Origin of the sequence: Arthrobacter sp. 9MFCol3.1 (assembly GCF_000620385.1) — a bacterium.
Taxonomy (GTDB): Bacteria; Actinomycetota; Actinomycetes; order Actinomycetales; family Micrococcaceae; genus Arthrobacter.
Window position 1 is genome coordinate 15,865 of record NZ_JIBJ01000006.1, and the last position, 17,513, is coordinate 33,377.

Here is a 17,513-nt window from a genome sequence, read left to right on the forward strand (position 1 = left end):
CAAAGCGGTACGAACAGTGCGATGCAAACTCCAAGCCTACCGGCCCGCTACCGCTTCAGCGCGCCCTTGGGCCAAGGCAGGGTGGCCAGGACGATGGCGCCGAGCGTCAGGACCGTGCCGAGGACTGTCGGGAGGGTGATCACCGTTCCGGGCACCGGCAGTATCAGGTCCAGCCCGAGGGACCCCAGCAGCTGGCCGGCGATCATCCCGAGGCCGGTGACCAGCACGCCCAGGCTGCGGACCAGGAGGGCGCCGATGCCGATGAAGATGCAGCCGAGCGGGCCGCCAAGGTAGTACCACCACTGCGCCGGGAGGGGGTTGCCGGCACCGGCCACGGCGAGTTTGATCAGCCATGCCACCCACAGCAGTGCCGCTCCGGCGATGAAGTTCACCAGTGTCGCGGCGATGGGGGTGCCGTAGTGCACGGTGGCTGTGCCGTTCATGGCCTGCTGGAAACTCATCAGGAACCCGGCCAGGAGCGGAAGCAGCACGGGAACCAGCAGCTGCAGCCCGGATTCCCCGGCGCTGAACCGGGGCGACACCGCCCAGGCGACGGCGGCGACGGTGAGCACACTGCCGAGCACCCGGATGCCGGTAATGGGCCTCTTTCCCGCCGGTCCGATCCCCATCCGGTCCACCAGCAGGCCGCTGAGGGTCTGCCCCGTCACGGCGGCCACCGTGAAGAGGGCGACGCCGAGCAGTCCCACGGTGAAGGACTGGGCGAAGACGAAGAGGGCGCCAATGCAGCCGGCCAGGACGTAGTACGGCGGAAACTGCCGTTCGCGCACGGCCGGCAGGATCCGTGCCAGCCCGGCCCGGCCCCGGGGCAATGCCAGGGAAATGGCCACCATGACGGCCAGCCCGGTGCTGAAGCTGACGACGGCGGCACCGATTCCGTCCCCCAGCGCCACCCCGAGCGCACCGTTGATCCGGCCCTGGATCGGGATGAACAGTCCGGTCGCGACGGCCATGGGCAGGCCGACGATCAGCGGCAGACGGGGGGTGTGGGTCATTGGTGTCACCTTAGGTCAGGCATCATTGCTTGTATGAGCAATCCGGAATTCGAAGACATCACCATCCGCGACAGCATGATCCGGCTGGGCCAGCTGCTGAAACTTGCGAATCTGGTGGAGGACGGCGTGGAGGCCGCGGAGCTGATCAAGAACGGGCTGGTGAAGGTCAACGGCGAAATCGATGAGCGCCGCGGCCGCCAGCTGCACGACGGCGACACCGTCACCGTAAACGGCCGGACCGTGCGGATCAGCGCGCCCCCGGCCGCCTAGCCGCCCGCCCGCTTCTCCGGTGCGGCTGCTTCTCCGGCGCACATTTCCCCGGCGCGGCTACTTCTTGGAGTTGAGCACCACGTGCGTGAGGAACTCCGAGACGTGACCGATTTCCTGCTGGTTGATGCCGTGCCACATGCCCGTGTAGAGGACTTTGGTGAGCTTCACATGCTTGCGGACCCAGCCGATGGTGTAGTCGATCTTGTCCTCGGTGATCACGGGGTCCTGCTGGTCCCGGCCCCAGAAAAGCGGCACAGTGCCGTCCAGTTCGCCGTCGCGGAAGCTGGGGTCATCACCGGCGTCGACGACAAACCCGGACAGGCCGACGACGGCGGCAAAGTCCCCCGGGCGCTGCCGCAACAACGTGGTCGCCATGGCCATGCCCATCGAGAATCCCAGCAGTGTCACCGACGGGTGGTTGGCTTTGACGCCGTCGAGCCAGTCCTGGACATACGCTGCGGCGACCTTGACGGCGTCGAGCGAATAGTCAATGGACGCTGTCAGCGGGAACCAGGTGAAGCCCGGACCCATGGCGATCGGGGCGCGCAACGAGGCCACCGCGAAGTCCTGCGGGAGCATTTCCGCCAGGCTGAGCAGATCCTGTTCGTTGGCGCCGTAGCCATGCAGCAGGACAAGAAGCGGCTTGCCGGCCCGTTCCTGCTCCGGCTGGGACCATTGGACGACAGGGGCGGGGAAGGCGTCAGCGTGAGTCATGGAACTATTCTTACAGTTACCCGTCGGTAACAACTGACGGTGGCGCAGCTTATCGGGAACGGTGCAGGATAAGGGGGTGAGCAATACCGATCCCATGGAAAATTCACCGGGCACCTCAGCCGCCGCCGCAGACACCGTCACCCACCCTTGGACCCGCTATGTGGCGATGGGCGACTCTTTCACGGAGGGCATCGGCGACCCGGAACCAGCCAGTCCGGGCGGCCACCGGGGCTGGGCAGACCGCGTGGCCGAAGAACTCAGCCGTGGGCACAACGACTTCGCTTACGCCAACCTGGCCGTCCGCGGCCGGCTCCTGCAGCAGATCGTGGACCAGCAAATGGCGCACTGCCTGTCCCTCAAACCGGACCTCATCACGCTCTCCGCAGGCGGCAACGACCTCATCCGCCCCGGCGGCGATCCGGACGTGCTGGCCGAAAAGCTGGACTCGGTGGTGCAGATCCTCAGCCTGGGCGGCGCCACCGTTGTCCTGTTCAACGGCCCGGATACCGGCTCCACGGTGCTTGGCCGCATCCGCAGCAAGGTGGCCATTTACAACGAGAACCTGCGCACGATCGCCGCCCGCCACGACGCCGTGATCGCGGACATGTGGTCGCTGCGCCAACTCAATGACCCGCAGATGTGGAACGTCGACCGGCTGCATTTCTCACCGCTGGGCCACCACACGATCGCGGCCATGGTGCTGGATTCGCTCAACGTCGAGCACACCCTCCAGCCCCTCTCCCCCAAACCGCTGCCACAGCGCAGTTGGCGCGAGGCGCGCAGCGGGGACCTGGTGTGGGCCAGGGAGTATTTCGTCCCCTGGGTGGTGCGGCGGCTGCGGCACCGCTCCTCCGGCGACGGCATGACGGCCAAGCGGCCGCTGGCCGGCCCGGTGTTCGGTCCCGGCGTTCCGCTTGGCTCCGGCGAAGGCCCGCCCGGCGCCGAGGCCCCCGTACGATCCTGAGGCTGCGGTCCTGAGCCTGCGGGGCATAAGCTGGAGGAACACTTCTCCGGCCCTACCGATGAGCCCGCAGATGAGAAGGCCCAGCAGCTGAAAGGCCCAGTACCGTGAGCAGTATGTTCTTCTGGATCATCGTGTTGTCGTTCCTGGTTCCCGTGGCGATGCGCCTCTACCGCAGGTCTGCCCGCGGCCGGAACCAGGGCACGCCGGGACAGTTCGGCCGGTTCCCCGGCAACCAGAACAACCCCGGCCAGGGCAACCAGCCGCGGGACGGCTACACCCAGCAGGACTACTTCGGCGGCTTTGGCCAGCTGGGCGCCCCGAAGCAGTCGGGCCCGGCCAACGAGCCGTACCCCAACCCGCAGTACCCCAACCCGCAGTATCCCAACGCGGGGTACCCGCAGCACCCCAGTCCCCGGTTCCCCGACCAGCCGTTCCCGAACCAGCCGTATCCCGGCCAGCAGTACCCGAACCCGGCCGGTTACCAGTCCCCCGTCCCGTACGAGGACAGCCCCGAGTACCTGAACAACCCGCCGCAACCGCAACGGCATGAACCGGCGCCGGGCGCGGGACAGCCGCAGGCGCCGCAGACTCCCCCGCCGCCGTCGGCCGGACAGGGCTACAGGGCCCGCAAACTGGCCGAACTCGACCAGCAGTACACCGACGGCAAGCTGTCCATGGAGGACTACATGGCCCAGCGCGCCGAAATCATGAAGGGCTAGGGTCCCGAAGGGCTAGGATCATGCAGTACCGGCGAAGCTGACGTCGGCCGCGTTGACCGTTCCCGCCGTCCGCCCCGGCGCCTTGTGGTACTGCCAGTACAGATTGGTGTGGGCCACCACCAGTGCCGGCGGCGGAGCGCCATAATCGGTCAGGTCCTCGGTGGTGTGGGCGTCCGCGACCAGCGTGACATCGTAGCCGCGGGTGATCGCGCCGTGCAGGGTCGAGCGGATGCACTCGTCGGTCTGCGCTCCGGCCAGGAAGACGCGGCCGATTCCCCGCCCGGCCAGCACGGACTCCAGGTCGGTGCCCTCGAAGGCGTCGCTGTACTCCTTGGCCACGAGCGGCTCCGAACTGCGGCGGGCGAGCTCCGGCACATACTGCCAGCCGTCGCTGCCGCGCGGCAGGTCCTCACCGCTGTGCTGGACCCAGACGACGTCCACCCCGGCGCCGCGCGCCTTGTCCACGAGGGCGGCGATAGTTGCGACGACGTCGTCGCGGCGGTAGGCCTCCGCGACGACGCCGACCTGCATATCGACGACGAGCAGTGCCGTGTTGGGGCGGTTGACGAGCGTGGTCATGGTGCCTCCCGGATCGTGGCTGTCCCTGCCTGCCTACTCTATTCCCCGCCCCTAAAGCAACGCGGGGTCACTTACGGCCCATGATCCGGTGTCGGATGGGCGCGAAGTGACCCCGCGTTGCTTGGAAGGGGTGGCGCGTCAGTCGACCTGGGGGAAGCCGAGGTCGATCACCGAGGTGGACGGGTCCGGCCAGCGGGTGGTGACCACCTTGCCGCGGGTGTAGAAGCGGATGCTTTCGGGCCCGTACATGTGGGTGTCGCCGAAGAGCGAATTCTTCCAGCCGCCGAAGGAGAAGGTGCCCACCGGCACCGGGATGGGCACGTTGACGCCCACCATGCCGGCCTCGACGTCGAACTCGAACTGGCGGGCGGCGCCGCCGTCGCGGGTGAAGATGGCCACGCCGTTGCCGAACTCGTTGTCGTTGACCAGCTTCACGGCGTCGGCGTAGGTCTCGACGCGGACCACCGAGAGGACGGGGCCGAAGATCTCGTCGTCGTAGACCTTCATCCCGGGCTTGACGTGGTCGATCAGGCTGACCCCGATGAAGAAGCCGTTGGAGTCGAATTTGTGCTCGCGGCCGTCCACCACCACGGTGGCGCCTTCGTTGGCCGCGCCAGCAACGTAGGAGGCCACCTTATCGCGGTGCTCGGCCGTGATGAGCGGGCCCATCTGGGAGGCCGGGTCCGTGCCCGGGCCGATCGTGAGGGCAGCCATGCGGGTGCTGATCGCCTCCACGAGGTCGTCGGCGATGCTGCCGACGGCGACGAGGACGCTGACCGCCATGCAGCGCTCCCCGGCGGAGCCGTAGGCGGCCGAGACGGCGGCGTCCGCGGCCATGTTGAGGTCCGCGTCCGGCAGGACCACCATGTGGTTCTTCGCACCTCCCAGGGCCTGGACGCGCTTGCCGTGATCGGCGGCGCGCTTGTAGATCGACTGGGCGATCGGCGTCGAACCGACAAAGCTGACGGCCTTCACCGCCGGGTGTTCCAGCAGGACGTCCACGGCTTCCTTGTCGCCGTGGACCACGTTGAGCACGCCGGCCGGCAGGCCGGCCTCGGCGAAGACCTGGGCGATGAAGACAGCCGAGGACGGGTCCTTCTCGCTCGGCTTGAGCAGCACGGTGTTTCCGCAGGCCAGGGCGCTGCCGATCATCCACAGCGGCACCATGGCGGGGAAGTTGAACGGCGTGATGCAGGCGACGACGCCGACCGGCTGGCGGACCGAGTGGACATCGACGCCGCCGGAGACCTGCTCGGAGCGCTCGCCTTTGAGCATGTGGGAGAGCCCGGTGGCGAATTCGATGTTCTCCAGGCCTCGGGTGATTTCACCTTCCGCGTCCGAGAGGACCTTGCCGTGCTCACTGGTCAGCAGGGCCGCGAGTTCGGGCCGGCGCTGCATGAGCAGTTCACGGACCTTGAAGAAGATGGCGGTGCGCCTGGCCAGGCTTGTGGCGCGCCAGCCGGGCAGGGCGGCGCGGGCGGCCTCGACGGCCTCCTCGACGCGGGCGGCGGAGGCCAGGGCGACCTTTTTCTCCTGCTCGCCGGTGGCCGGGTTGAACACGGGGCCGAAGCGCTCGGCGTCGGAAACCAGGGCGCCGTTGATGAAGTGCGGAATGCGTTCCATGGGTGGGTCTCTTTCGTGAAGGGGAGGGCCGTGAAGGGCTAGTTGGCGGACTCGAGGGTGCCGTCGACGAGCTTGACGATCATCGAGCAGTCCTGGCCGGACTGGCCGGAGTCGATGAGGCGCTGGAAGAGCTGCTGGACGTGCTCGCCGAGTTCCAGCGGGGTGCCGGTGTCCCGCGCGGCGCTGATGGCCAGGCCGATGTCCTTGTTGGCGAGTTCGGTGGTGAACGTCGGGGCGAAGTCGTTGTTGGACGCCGCAGTGGGCACAACGCCGGCCACGGGGTACCAGGTGCGCAGCGCCCAGCTGTCGCCGGAGGAGACCGACGCGATGTCCCAGAAGACCTGTTTGTCCAGGCCGAGGCGGTCGGCGAGGACCGCGCCCTCGGCGGTGGAGGCGAGGTTGATGAAGAGCATGAGGTTGTTGCAGATCTTCGCGGCCTGGCCGGTGGTGGCGCCGCCGGTGGGGATGATGTTCGCGGCCATGGGGCGGATGTATTCGGTGGCGTCGGCGACGGCGCCGGGCTCGCCGCCGATCATGAACGTCAAGGTGGCGGCCTTCGCGCCGCTCATGCCGCCGGAGACGGGAGCGTCGACGAAGCGGAAGCCGGCGGCAGCGGCGGCGTCGTGCAGGGCCTGCGCGGAGGCGATGTCGATGGTGGAGGAATCCACCAGGAGGGTCCGGGTGTCCGCGTGGGCAAGGACGCCGTCCTCCCCGAGGTACACGGCGCGGGCGTGCTCGCCCTTGGGGAGCATGGTGAAGACGACGTCGGCGCCGGCGACGGCCTCGGCGATGCTGCCGGCGGCCTTGACTCCTCCGGCCTCGGCGGCGGCGAGGGCTGCGCTGTTGAGGTCGAAACCGCGGACCTCGTGTCCGGCGTTTGAGAGGTTGACGGACATGGATCCGCCCATGTTTCCAAGTCCGATCCAGGCGATGACTGCCATGGCTTAAGCTCCTTTGCTTGATGTGCTGCCGGCGCCTTGACGCTCCGGCCTGAAAGCCGAAACCGCGGCGCCCCGGTGTCCACCATCACACCCTGTTAGAGTGCAATCAAGGTAAAAAATCACAGATGCCATGTGCACAGATGCACAATCATGGCTCTGGCTTCCTCATCCGCCACACTCGCTGCAAAGGGGACATGAGTGGACTTGCGCCGGCTTCCGAGCCCCGATGACCTGCTGATCCTGCTGACCGTGGCACGGCTGGGCCGGTTCAACGCCGTGGCGGAGACGCTCGGCACCACCCACACCACCATTTCCCGCCGCGTCCTGGCCCTGGACAAGCAGCTCGGCGGCCGGACGCTCGAACGCAGCCCGCACGGCTGGGAGCTGACCGAACTCGGCAGCCAGGCGGTCGCTGCGGCGGAAGCCATCGAGGGCACTCTCGGTGCCCTCTCCAGCAGCATTGCCCGCTCCGGCGATGTGGTCTCCGGCCTGGTCCGGATCAGCACCCCGGACGGCTTCGGCGCCGAATTCCTGGCCCCGGCCCTCGTGCGGCTCCAGCGCGCGAATCCGCTGCTCAACGTCGAGCTGCTCAGCGCCACCCGCAAGGTAAGCCAAAACCGCTCCGGCGTGGACCTGGAAGTGGTGGTGGGCAACATGGAGGTCACCACCGCCCGCGCCATCTTCCTTAGCAACTATTTCCTCAGGCTGTACGCCAGTCCCGGCTATGCGCAGGAGCACGGCCTTCCGGCAACGCTCGACGACGTCCGGCAGCACGGCTTTGTCTCCTATGTGGAATCGGCGCTCCAGGTGGCCGAGCTGGGCCACCGTTCCACGCAGCTGCCGGTGCCGCGGTCCAGCTTCCAGGCCACAAGCGTCTTCGCCCAGCTGGAGGCCGTCCGGCGGGGCGCCGGGATAGGCCTGCTCCCCAATTTCCTCGTGGCGGGCCGGCCGGGGTTCCTGCCCGTCCTGCCGGACGACTTCCAGCGCCAGCTGCCCATCTGGGCTGTGGCCCGGCCCGAGGCGCTGCGTTCGGCCCCGGTCCGTGCCGTGCTGGAGGCGATTCGCGGCGAAATCCGGGAGCGGCAGGATGTGCTGTCCGCCTGAGGCCGCGCCAGCGCAGCCAGACGTGGGCACGCGGCGACAGCCTGCCGTGTTGGCCTGCCGCGTTAACGCAGACTGCCCGGGTCCGCGCCGTGCGCGGATCCGGGCAGTCTGCCCCAACGGGTCTGATGGGGCCGGTGAGGATTACCGCTTGCTGGCGGCGAGGAGGTCAGCGGTGCCCTGGGCGTCGGCGGCGTCGACGTCCCGGAGCGAGATGCCGCGGGTTTCCTTAAGGAAGAAGACCGCAACCAAAGTGACCACACAGGCGCCGAGGAGGTAGATGGCGACCGGGACGGAGGACTTGTACTGGCCCAGGAGCGCGACGGCGATGATCGGCGCCAGCGAACCGGCCACAATCGAGGTGACCTGGTAGCCGAGCGAGACACCGGAGTAGCGCATCCGGGTCGGGAACATTTCGGCCATGAGCGCCGGCTGGCCGGCGTACATCAGGGAGTGGAACAGCAGGCCGATGGTGATCGCAGCGAGGATGATGAAGTCGTTCTTGGTGTCCATCATCGGGAAGGCGAAGAAGCCCCACGTGCCGCCGAGGATGGCGCCGGCCATGTAGACGGGCTTGCGGCCGACGTTGTCCGAGAGCCTGCCGACCATCGGGATCACGGCGAAGTGGATGAAGTGGGCCACGAGCAGCAGCAGCAGGATCCGGGAGGTGTCCGTCTGGACGACGACCTTCAGGTACGTGATCGAGAAGGTGACCACGAGGTAGTAGAGGATGTTCTCGGCGAAGCGCAGGCCCATCGCGGTGAAGACGCCCCGCGGGTAGCGGCGGAAGACTTCGGCCACGCCGTAGCCCTTGTTCTCGACTTCGACTTCCTTTTGGGCCTCCAGGAAGATAGGGGCGTCCTGGACCTTGGTGCGGATGTAGTAGCCGACCAACACGATCACGGCGGAGAGCCAGAAGGCGACGCGCCAGCCCCAGCTGAGGAAGTCGGCGGAGGACAGCAAGGAGGACAGCGTGAACAGCACGGCGGTGGCGAGCAGGTTGCCGAGCGGAACGGCCGACTGCGGCCAGCTGGACCAGAACCCGCGGGACTTGCTGGGGCTGTGCTCGGCGACGAGCAGGACGGCGCCGCCCCATTCGCCGCCGACGGCGAAGCCCTGGGCAAAGCGCAGGAAGACCAGCAGCGCCGGGGCCCAGTAGCCGATCTGCGCGAAGGTGGGCAGACAGCCCATCAGGAAGGTGGAGACGCCCACCAGGAGGATGCTGACCTGGAGCAGCTGCTTGCGGCCGAACTTGTCGCCGAAGTGGCCGAAGACGATGCCGCCGATCGGGCGGGCCACGAATCCGACGGCGTAGGTCAGGAACGCGGCGATAATGCCGTCGAGTTCCGTGCCCGAGTTGGGGAAGAACGTTTTGCCGAAGACCAGCGTGGCGGCGGAGGCGTAGAGGAAGAATTCATACCACTCAACCACCGTGCCGGCCATAGAGGCCGTTACTACCTTCTTCAGTCCGGACGTTTGGACGTCCGGCTCGTCTGCGCGCGTTGTCGCGGCGTTTTCCGTGCTCATGAGAACTCCTTCGGTGTCGCCTTCGACACCCTGCGGACCATTGGACTGAGGACGCCCGTGATGTAGGGCACATGGCGTCATTCCCCATGAGTATGGACGCTCCCGCGCTGAGCCTCAACGGCCATTAGTGCAGAGCGCATCTGCAAAAATGCACAAGCAGGCGGGCCTAGCGGCCGAAGAAGGTCTCCCGGAGCTGCCCGCTGAGCTGGCCTATTTCGGTCAGGAAGCCGTCGTGGCCGATCGGCGCTTCGATAATGTGCAGTTCCGCTCCGCCCGGCAGGGCCTCGGCCAGCTGGCGGGACTGGGCCGGGAAGTACAGGCGGTCCGAGTCCACCGCCGCCACGAGGAACTCTGCGGTGGCCGGGGCCAGGGCCTCCGAGAGGCTGCCGCGCCCGCGGCAGACATCGTGGCTCATGAGGGCTTCGGTAATGGCGATGTAGCTGTTGGCATCGAAGCGCCGGACCAGCTTGCTGCCCTGGTGGTCCAGGTAGCTTTCCACCTGGTAGCGCCCGCGTCCGGCCAGCGATCCGGCTTCCAGGGGCGTCTCGGACTCCTGGGCGTTCCGGCCAAACCGGCCGTCCAGTTCGGCCGCGGAACGGTAGGTGATGTGCGCGATGCGGCGGGCGAGGGCGAGCCCAGCCTCGGGCTCGGGGCCGCCGTAGTAGTTCCCGCCGTTGAAGTGGGGATCCTGGCGGATGGCCAGCGTCTGGGCCTGCGCAAAGGCAATCTGTTCGGCCGTGCTGCTGGGGCCGACGGAAATCACGGCGCAGCGTCGGACCCGGCTGGGGTAGGTGACGGCCCATTCAAGGGCGCGTGCGCCGCCAAGCGAGCCGCCCACCACGGCGTACCAGCAACCGATGCCCAGGGCGTCGGCCAGCCGCGCCTCGGCAGCGGTGGTGTCGCGCAGGGTCACGAGCGGGAAGCGCGATCCCCAGGGGCGCCCGTCGGGGGCCGGGGTGGAGGGTCCCGTGGAACCGTAGCAGCCGCCCAGGATGTTGATCGAGACGACGAAATACTTGTCCGTGTCCACGGGCGCTCCGGGTCCGGCGAGCTGTTCCCACCAGCCGGGTTCCCCGCTTTCGCCGCGGGTCACATGCGTGTCGCCGGTCAGGGCGTGTTCAATGAGGACAGCGTTGGAGGCGTCAGCGTTCAGGGTCCCCCACGTCTCGTAGGCGAGGACCACATCCGGCAGCAGGACCCCGGATTCGAGCTGCAGATCACCGATCCTGACGGACTGGACGGTCCCGTCCGGGGTCCGGGATGGTTTGGTTTCGGGTACACCCGTGCGGGTGACGGCAATCGTCATGTGAGGACCTATCTTCGCGCTTGCCTGCCGTCAGCTGACCGGCAGGCCAGGTCTTCACCCGGGGCACCCCGCCGCAAAAGGAGGGTTGCCGGCCAGCAAGCCGGGGCTGTCGCTGGCACTCATGACCTGGTACGAGTCTACGAAACACGGTGCGGAAATCACGAAGATTGTGACTTCCATGTGACAGCCCCCTGGCCGGCCGCCCCTTGCGGGGAGGCCGGCCGGGGTGGCTAGGCGGACTTGGCCGCGCGGAATCCGGCGTCGAGGTCCGCGAGGATGTCGTCGATGTGCTCCAGTCCCACCGACAGCCGCACCAGCCCGGGGTTCACGCCGGCGATCGTCTGCTGTTCGGGCGAGAGCTGGCTGTGGGTGGTCGACGCCGGGTGGATCACCAGGGACCGGACATCGCCGATGTTCGCGACGTGCGAGTGCAGTTCGAGGGCATCGACGAACCGCTTGCCTGCCTCCGCTCCCCCGGCGATGTTGAACGCCACGACGGCGCCGGTCCCCTTGGGCCCATACTTGCGGCCGCGCTCGTACCAGGGGCTGGAGGGCAGTCCGGCGTAGGCGACCGATTCGACGTCGTCCCGCCCCTCCAGCCATTGCGCCACCTTGGTGGCGTTGGCCACGTGGCGCTCGACGCGCAGGCTCAGCGTTTCGATGCCCTGGGCGATGAGGAAGGCGTTGAACGGGGACACCGCGGAGCCGAGGTCGCGCAGGAGCTGGACCCGGGCCTTGAGGATGTAGGAAAGGTTCGCGCCCAGTGCGCCGTCGGCGCCGAGGTCGCGGGCGTAGACCAGGCCGTTGTAGGTGGGGTCCGGGGTGTTGAAGCCGGGGAACCGCTCCGGGTCCTTCCCGAAGTCGAAGTTGCCGGAGTCCACGATCACGCCGGCGATTGCGGCGCCGTGCCCGCCGAGGTACTTGGTGGCGGAATGGACCACGATGTCCGCGCCCCACTCGATCGGCCGGATCAGGTAGGGGGTGGAGAGCGTGTTGTCGACCACCAGCGGCACGCCGGCCTCGTGCGCCACGCGGGAGACGCCCTCGATGTCCAGCACGTCCTGGCGGGGGTTGGAGACCACTTCGCCGAAGAACAGCTTGGTGTTGGGCTGGACGGCGTCCCGCCACTGGTCCAGGTTGTCCGGGTCCGCCACGAAGGTCACGGAGATGCCGAACTTCTTCAGCGTGTGGGCGAGCAGGTTGTAGGTTCCGCCGTAGAGGCTGGGGCTGGCCACCACGTGGTCCCCGGCCTCGGCGATATTGAGGATCGCGAACGTCTCGGCGGCCTGGCCGGAGCTGAGCAGCAGGGCCGCGAGGCCGCCTTCCAGGCTGGCCACGCGCTGTTCGACGGCGTCCTGGGTGGGGTTGCCGATCCTCGTGTAGATGGGCGCGAGTTCGGCGAGCGCGAAGCGGTTCGCGGCGCTTTCGGCGCTGGGGAACACGAACGACGTCGTCTGGTAGATGGGCAGGGAACGCGCGCCGGTGGCGCTGTCCGGCTCCTGGCCGGCGTGGATCTGGCGGGTTTCAAAGGACCAGGCGTTGGACATTGATGCTCCTCGAGTCACTGGGCACAGCACCGGCCGGGGCTTTCGGCCCGGACCGGGACAGGCGCCGCGCTTGCCCTCCGGCGGGCGCCGGACGGCCAGGTCTTCACCCGGGGCACCCCACCGCGATACGAGGGTTGCCGGCCAGCAAGCCGGGGCTGTGCGCTGGCACTCATGACCTGGCTTCAGTGTAGGAATGGCGGCGCGGCCCTGGATAGCTTTGTGACGAAGATGAAGACGGCCTCCGTGGCGGCGCGCTGATCGGCGCGTCCCGGGCCGCCCCGATCGGCGCGCCGGGACATCCCACGACGGTAAGGCGAGCCTAAGCTGAGAGGTCCATCACAAAGTGCCAAGATGATGGCATGCGCATGGATCACGTCTCTTACGCCTGTGAACACGATGGCTTGGCAGCCACCACTGAACGTATTGCGTCTGCCCTCGGCGTTGAAGCCGTGAAGGGTGGAGTGCACCCCCGTTTCGGGACACGCAACATGATTATCCCGCTCGCGGGACACAAGTACCTGGAAGTCGTGGAGGTCCTGAACCACCCGGCCTCCGACAAGGCCCCGTTCGGCCAGGCCGTCCGGGCACGCTCCGAGGCCGGCGGCGGCTGGATGGGCTGGTGCGTCGAGGTTGACGACCTGGCCCCGTTCGAGGAGCGGCTCGGCCGCGCCGCCGTCAACGGCAACCGGAAATTTCCCGACGGCCGCGAACTGGTCTGGAAGCAGATCGGCATCCTGGGGCTCATCGCCGACCCCCAGGTGCCCTACATGCTCAAGTGGGAGGGTGACCCGGAGCTGCACCCGTCCAACGCTTACGCGAGCGATGTCAAGATGTCCGCACTGACCATTGCCGGTTCGGCAGCCCGCGTCACGGAGTGGCTGGGCGAACAGGTTGAAAAGCCGCTGGAAGACGTTGCCGTGAACTGGATCGCGCCGCACGGTACTCCCGGCATTCTCTCCGTCACCTTCGAGACCGCCTCCGGAGCGGTCACGATCTAACGCTCCACCTGCCCCACGCTTCGGCCGCCATCTCTTAGGTGCCAACGATGTCACCTAGGAGACGGCGGCCGAGATCATTTAAGGCCGGGCAGGGTGCCGGCCCCTAAACGCAACGCGGGGTCACTTCTGGCCCATCCGGGGGCTCCGGATGGGCCAGAAGTGACCCCGCGTTGCTGTGTGAGGCTCAGCCCAGGCCCACGGCCTTGCCGAACAGGCTGAACCCCACGAACGCCACGGTGTCCAGGATGGCGTGGGCAATCACGAGCGGCATCACCCGTTTGGTCCGCGTGTACACCAGCGCGAAGACGACGCCCATCACCGCGTTGCCGATGAACGGCCCGAACCCCTGGTACAGGTGATAGCTGCCGCGGAGCAGGGCGCTGGCGGCAATGGCTGCCGGCACGCTCCAGCCCAGTTTCCCGAGCCGGTCCAGCAGGTACGCCACCACAATCACTTCCTCGACCACCGCGTGCCGGATCGCGGACAGGACCAGCACCGGCACGGTCCACCAGTACGCGTCCAGGGCGCTGGGGATGATCGCCGTCGTGATCCCCATCGCCCGGCCCGCCGCGTAGAGCCCCAGGGACGGAATGCCGATCAGCGCGGCGAGTCCCAGGCCCTGCAGCAGGTCCTTGCCGGGCCGGGCGAAGTCGAAGCCGATCCTTCGGAACGCCGAGGTCCCGCGCTGACCGGCCGGCCAGTGCTCGGTGAGGAAATAGATCACGAGGGCCACCGGGACCAAGGCGAAGACGATGTCCAGCAACTGGTACGTGAGGTCGAAGTATTCGCGCGCGCTCTGCGAACGGTTCAGGGTGGATGTCCCCTGGGCCAGCGGCGCCGTGGTCATCTTGTCCAGCAGCTGCACCAGGGAGTAGACCGCGGACTGCCCCAGCGACAACCCCAGGACAATCAACACTTCGAACCGCAGCCGACGGCGGGAGGGAACCAACATGGTTCTATCTTGCCTGCACTTGCCGATAGTTTGCTGGTGCCCGCGTGCGGCCGGCCGAACGGGGTTTCGCCTGCGGCGCTTGCTTTTTGGGAGCCCTATGCTTGGGGACTATGAGCGCGCCCCGGAAAATCATCATGATCCGGCACGGCCAGTCTGCCGCCAATGCCGACACCTCGATCTACAACCGTGTTCCGGACTACCGGATCCCGTTGACACCCCTTGGCCTGGAGCAGGCCACCGCGGCCGGGGACGAGGTCCGGCGCCAGCTGGACGGCCGCCCGGTGTGCGTCTACGTCTCCCCGTACCTGCGCGCCTACCAGACCCTGGAGGCGCTGAATCTCGGCCCGCTCGTGGAGCGGGTGATCGAGGAACCGCGCCTGCGCGAACAGGACTGGGCGAACTTTCAGATCGCCGGCGACATTGAGGACCAGAAGGAGCTCCGCAACGCCTACGGGCACTTCTTCTACCGCTTCCGCGAGGGCGAGTCCGGTTCCGATGTGTATGACAGGATTTCCTCCTTCATGGAAACCCTGCACCGGCACTGGTCCAAGCCCGGCTATGCCCCGAACGCGCTGTTCGTGACGCACGGCTTGACCATGCGGCTGTTCTGCATGCGCTGGTTCCACTGGTCGGTGGAATACTTCGAGTCCTTGAACAACCCGGAGAACGCCGAGGTCCGCACCCTGCTGCGCACCGCGCGTGGCAAGTACGAGCTCGACAAGCCCTTCACACAGTGGGAGAAGAGGCGCGTGGACGAAACCGTCCTGGACGCGCCGCCCATGATGTTCTAGGGCCGCCCGTCAGCGGACCGGCCGGCTAACGGATGGGCTGCGCTACGCCTGCCCGCCACACCGCGTGCGTCAAGGGGATGCCGGGCCGGTAGGCCAGGTGCGTGGCGGAAGGCGCGTTGAGCAGATGCAGGTCCGCCCGGTGTCCGACGGCGATCGAGCCCACCGCGCGTTCGCCGTCGACGTCGTTCCCGGACTCCCGGCCCAGGGCCAGCGCGCCGCCGTACGTCGCGGCGCGCACCGCCTCGTGGACGCTGAGCCGCATCTGCAGCACGGCGGTGGTGACGCAGAACGCCATGGAACTGGTGTAGGACGTGCCGGGGTTGCAGTTGGAGGCCAGCGCCAGCTGCACGCCCGCGTCGAGCAGTTCCCGGCCGGGGGCCAGCGGCTGCCGGGTGGAAAGATCGCAGGCCGGCAGGCAGGTGGCAACCGTGCCGCGCTGCCCGGATCCGGGGGTGCCGCTGCCGCCGGCGGCGTCCCACCCGGACCAGCTGGCGGCGAGGGCATCGACGTCCGCGGCCGAAAGGTAGTTCACGTGGTCCACGCTGGCGGCGCCGACTTCCACCGCCAGCCGGACGCCCGGGCCCTCGCCGAGCTGGTTGCCGTGGACGCGCAGCCCCAGCCCGGCGGCCTTGCAGGCCAGGAGCACCCGGCGGGACTGGTCCTCGTTGAAGGCGCCCTGTTCGCAGAAGACGTCGGCCCAGCGGACGTAGGGCCGGACTGCGGTGAGCATCGGCCCGCAGACCAGCTCCGTGTATTCCTCCGCGTCCATCCCGGCGGGCACGAGGTGCGCCCCCAGGTAGGTCACCTCGTCCGCCACGGTGGAGGCGATGCGGGCGCTGCGGGCCTCGTTCTCGAGGTCCAGCCCATAGCCGGTTTTGGTCTCCAGGTAGGTGGTGCCCTGCGACACGGCCTCCGCGACGCGGCCCATCGCCAGCCGGGTGAGGTCGAAGTCGCTCGTGCTCCGGGTGGCTCCGGTGGTGACGGCGATCCCGCCGGCGCTGTAGCTTTGTCCCGCCATCCGGGCCTCGAACTCGGCCGTGCGGTCCCCCGCGAAGATCAGGTGCGTGTGCGAGTCGACCCAGCCCGGCAGGAGCGCCCGGCCCCCGGCGTCCACCCGTTCGTCCGCGGCCGGGGCGTCGGCTGCGGGGCCGAGCCAGGAAATCCGCTCCCCCTCGATCACCACCGCCGCGTCGCGGAGGACGCGGTGTTCCGCGTCCTGGGTCATCAGTTCGGCGATATTGGTGATGAGGGTACTCATGGATCCATTCTTCAGCGCCGGATGGACCAGCGGGTCGCGGCCAGCGCCTCCGCTGTCCGGGATGCCGGACTGGCGTCCCGTGCCGGGGGCACCGACGGGGACACAGTCGGGGTCACAGCCGGGGGCACCGGCATAGCCGGGGCTGCGCCGGCGGGGCCCTGACCGGCCAGGATCAGCCCGGCGGCCAGTTCCGCGATGGCCGAGGAGGTCTGGAATCCGTAGCCGCCCTGGCCGGCGAGCCAGAAGAATCCGGTGGCTTCGGCGTCGAACCCCACCACCGGGACGCTGTCGGCGGCCTCCGTCCGCAGCCCCGTCCACGCCGTGCGGACGTTCCGGATCCCGAGTGTCGTGATCGTGTTGAGCCGGGCGATGAGCCGTTCGACGTCGCCCGGGTACGGCTGTGCGTCCTCCGGGCCGCTCGGGACGGATTCCGACGGCGAGATGAGGACGTGCGTTCCGTCGGGGCGGAAATAGAAGGATTCGTCGGCAGCGGCCACAAAGGGGCTGGACTCCGGGAGCGGATTCTCGACGTCGACGATCGCCGCGGTGCGCCGGTACGGCTGCAGCTGGACTTTTTCGACGCCGCTGAGGACGGCGAGCTCGTCGGCCCAGGCGCCGGCGGCGTTGACCACGACGGCGGACTGGAAGCCTTCCTGCCCGGCGCCCAGTTCCCAGCCGGTGCCGAGGCGCTGGGCCGAATGGACCCGGGCGCCGGTGATGATGTCCACGCCTCCCGCTTCGGCGCGGCGCCGGTGGTCCTCGAGCAGCACGGGGGCGTTGCAGGCGAAGGATCCGGTGTCCAGGCCGGCGGCGCTGAACGAGTCCGGGACCAGGGCCGGGCATAGGTCCAGTGCCTCGGCGTGGGTGATCCGGCGCATGTGGCCGCTGGCCTGAGCCCGGACGGTGGCATCGTCCCCGATCAGCATGAAGCTGCGCGGGGTGAGCACCGGTTCCGGACGGTCGGCGTCCTGGGCGGCGATGAGGTCGAGCGTCCGGACGGTCAGTTCCTGGACCACGGGCGGGCCGTAGCTGGGAATCAGTTGCCGGGCCGAGCGGGCCGAGGTGTGGTAGGCCAGGGTCTGCTCGGCTTCGATCAGGGCCACGCTGCATTGCCCGGCCAGGGCGGAGGCGAGGGACAGGCCGGCGATCCCGCCGCCGACAATTACGACATCGTAATGAGCTGACATGGTCCCATCCTTGCAGATTCTCG

General features: G+C 68.3%; 17 protein-coding genes and 2 riboswitches. Of the genes, 6 read left to right on the forward strand and 11 right to left on the reverse strand.

The window, feature by feature from the left end; all coding sequences use genetic code 11:
* Nucleotides 1-47: 47 nt before the first annotated feature.
* On the reverse strand, nucleotides 48-1,013 hold the full coding sequence (locus tag C560_RS0107265; RefSeq protein WP_026537676.1) for a DMT family transporter: 966 nt from the start codon (nucleotides 1,011-1,013) through the stop codon (nucleotides 48-50).
* Between the two features lie 33 nt (nucleotides 1,014-1,046).
* On the opposite strand from C560_RS0107265, the gene C560_RS0107270 reads away from it, so the two are divergent.
* The gene (locus C560_RS0107270) at nucleotides 1,047-1,283 is read left to right on the forward strand and encodes an RNA-binding S4 domain-containing protein (RefSeq protein ID WP_018774572.1); all 237 of its coding nucleotides are present in this window, start codon (nucleotides 1,047-1,049) and stop codon (nucleotides 1,281-1,283) included.
* A gap of 57 nt (nucleotides 1,284-1,340) precedes the next feature.
* Here the strand turns inward: C560_RS0107270 and C560_RS0107275 are convergent, their stop codons facing one another.
* Nucleotides 1,341-1,997, reverse strand: a complete 657-nt coding sequence (locus tag C560_RS0107275) for an alpha/beta hydrolase (protein WP_026537677.1) — start codon at nucleotides 1,995-1,997, stop codon at nucleotides 1,341-1,343.
* A gap of 94 nt (nucleotides 1,998-2,091) precedes the next feature.
* Between C560_RS0107275 and C560_RS0107280 the strand changes: the two genes are divergently transcribed.
* Complete coding sequence (locus C560_RS0107280; RefSeq protein ID WP_026537678.1) at nucleotides 2,092-2,961, forward strand: SGNH/GDSL hydrolase family protein; 870 nt, start codon at nucleotides 2,092-2,094, stop codon at nucleotides 2,959-2,961.
* A 113-nt stretch (nucleotides 2,962-3,074) separates the two neighbouring features.
* Nucleotides 3,075-3,680 carry a hypothetical protein gene (locus C560_RS0107285; RefSeq protein ID WP_231494296.1) on the forward strand — a complete coding sequence of 202 codons (606 nt, stop codon included), beginning with the start codon at nucleotides 3,075-3,077 and terminating at the stop codon, nucleotides 3,678-3,680.
* An 18-nt stretch (nucleotides 3,681-3,698) separates the two neighbouring features.
* Here the strand turns inward: C560_RS0107285 and C560_RS0107290 are convergent, their stop codons facing one another.
* From C560_RS0107290 to mmsB, 3 genes are all read right to left on the reverse strand, one after another.
* A complete protein-coding gene (locus C560_RS0107290; protein ID WP_026537680.1) occupies nucleotides 3,699-4,259 on the reverse strand; it encodes an isochorismatase family protein in 561 nt (186 codons plus the stop codon).
* Nucleotides 4,260-4,397: 138 nt separating this feature from the next.
* Nucleotides 4,398-5,882 carry a CoA-acylating methylmalonate-semialdehyde dehydrogenase gene (locus C560_RS0107295; RefSeq protein WP_026537681.1) on the reverse strand — a complete coding sequence of 495 codons (1,485 nt, stop codon included), beginning with the start codon at nucleotides 5,880-5,882 and terminating at the stop codon, nucleotides 4,398-4,400.
* Between the two features lie 38 nt (nucleotides 5,883-5,920).
* Nucleotides 5,921-6,823, reverse strand: coding sequence for a 3-hydroxyisobutyrate dehydrogenase (gene mmsB, locus C560_RS0107300; protein WP_018774577.1), 903 nt, complete (start codon nucleotides 6,821-6,823; stop codon nucleotides 5,921-5,923).
* A 204-nt stretch (nucleotides 6,824-7,027) separates the two neighbouring features.
* On the opposite strand from mmsB, the gene C560_RS0107305 reads away from it, so the two are divergent.
* Nucleotides 7,028-7,927 (forward strand): LysR family transcriptional regulator, encoded by a 900-nt coding sequence (locus tag C560_RS0107305; protein ID WP_018774578.1) that lies wholly within the window; start codon nucleotides 7,028-7,030, stop codon nucleotides 7,925-7,927.
* 141 nt (nucleotides 7,928-8,068) lie between these two features.
* Here C560_RS0107305 and C560_RS0107310 read toward each other — a convergent pair whose 3' ends face one another.
* From C560_RS0107310 to C560_RS0107325, 3 genes are all read right to left on the reverse strand, one after another.
* Nucleotides 8,069-9,451, reverse strand: coding sequence for an MFS transporter (locus tag C560_RS0107310; protein WP_026537682.1), 1,383 nt, complete (start codon nucleotides 9,449-9,451; stop codon nucleotides 8,069-8,071).
* 166 nt (nucleotides 9,452-9,617) lie between these two features.
* Nucleotides 9,618-10,757: a homoserine O-acetyltransferase MetX gene (metX, locus tag C560_RS0107315; RefSeq protein ID WP_026537683.1), complete on the reverse strand. Its 1,140-nt coding sequence runs from the start codon at nucleotides 10,755-10,757 to the stop codon at nucleotides 9,618-9,620.
* A gap of 11 nt (nucleotides 10,758-10,768) precedes the next feature.
* Nucleotides 10,769-10,884: riboswitch (SAM riboswitch) on the reverse strand.
* A 103-nt stretch (nucleotides 10,885-10,987) separates the two neighbouring features.
* Nucleotides 10,988-12,304, reverse strand: a complete 1,317-nt coding sequence (locus tag C560_RS0107325; protein ID WP_026537684.1) for a bifunctional o-acetylhomoserine/o-acetylserine sulfhydrylase — start codon at nucleotides 12,302-12,304, stop codon at nucleotides 10,988-10,990.
* A gap of 61 nt (nucleotides 12,305-12,365) precedes the next feature.
* Nucleotides 12,366-12,481, reverse strand: a riboswitch (SAM riboswitch).
* Nucleotides 12,482-12,663: 182 nt separating this feature from the next.
* Between C560_RS0107325 and C560_RS0107330 the strand changes: the two genes are divergently transcribed.
* Nucleotides 12,664-13,302, forward strand: coding sequence for a VOC family protein (locus C560_RS0107330; protein ID WP_026537685.1), 639 nt, complete (start codon nucleotides 12,664-12,666; stop codon nucleotides 13,300-13,302).
* Between the two features lie 184 nt (nucleotides 13,303-13,486).
* Here C560_RS0107330 and C560_RS0107335 read toward each other — a convergent pair whose 3' ends face one another.
* Complete coding sequence (locus tag C560_RS0107335; RefSeq protein WP_026537686.1) at nucleotides 13,487-14,254, reverse strand: CPBP family intramembrane glutamic endopeptidase; 768 nt, start codon at nucleotides 14,252-14,254, stop codon at nucleotides 13,487-13,489.
* A 110-nt stretch (nucleotides 14,255-14,364) separates the two neighbouring features.
* On the opposite strand from C560_RS0107335, the gene C560_RS0107340 reads away from it, so the two are divergent.
* Complete coding sequence (locus tag C560_RS0107340) at nucleotides 14,365-15,045, forward strand: histidine phosphatase family protein (RefSeq protein ID WP_026537687.1); 681 nt, start codon at nucleotides 14,365-14,367, stop codon at nucleotides 15,043-15,045.
* A gap of 25 nt (nucleotides 15,046-15,070) precedes the next feature.
* Here the strand turns inward: C560_RS0107340 and C560_RS0107345 are convergent, their stop codons facing one another.
* Together C560_RS0107345 and C560_RS0107350 are read right to left on the reverse strand one after the other, a co-directional pair.
* Nucleotides 15,071-16,303, reverse strand: coding sequence for an amidohydrolase family protein (locus C560_RS0107345; RefSeq protein ID WP_026537688.1), 1,233 nt, complete (start codon nucleotides 16,301-16,303; stop codon nucleotides 15,071-15,073).
* Nucleotides 16,304-16,314: 11 nt separating this feature from the next.
* Nucleotides 16,315-17,490, reverse strand: coding sequence for an NAD(P)/FAD-dependent oxidoreductase (locus tag C560_RS0107350; protein WP_026537689.1), 1,176 nt, complete (start codon nucleotides 17,488-17,490; stop codon nucleotides 16,315-16,317).
* Between the last annotated feature and the right edge of the window lie 23 nt (nucleotides 17,491-17,513).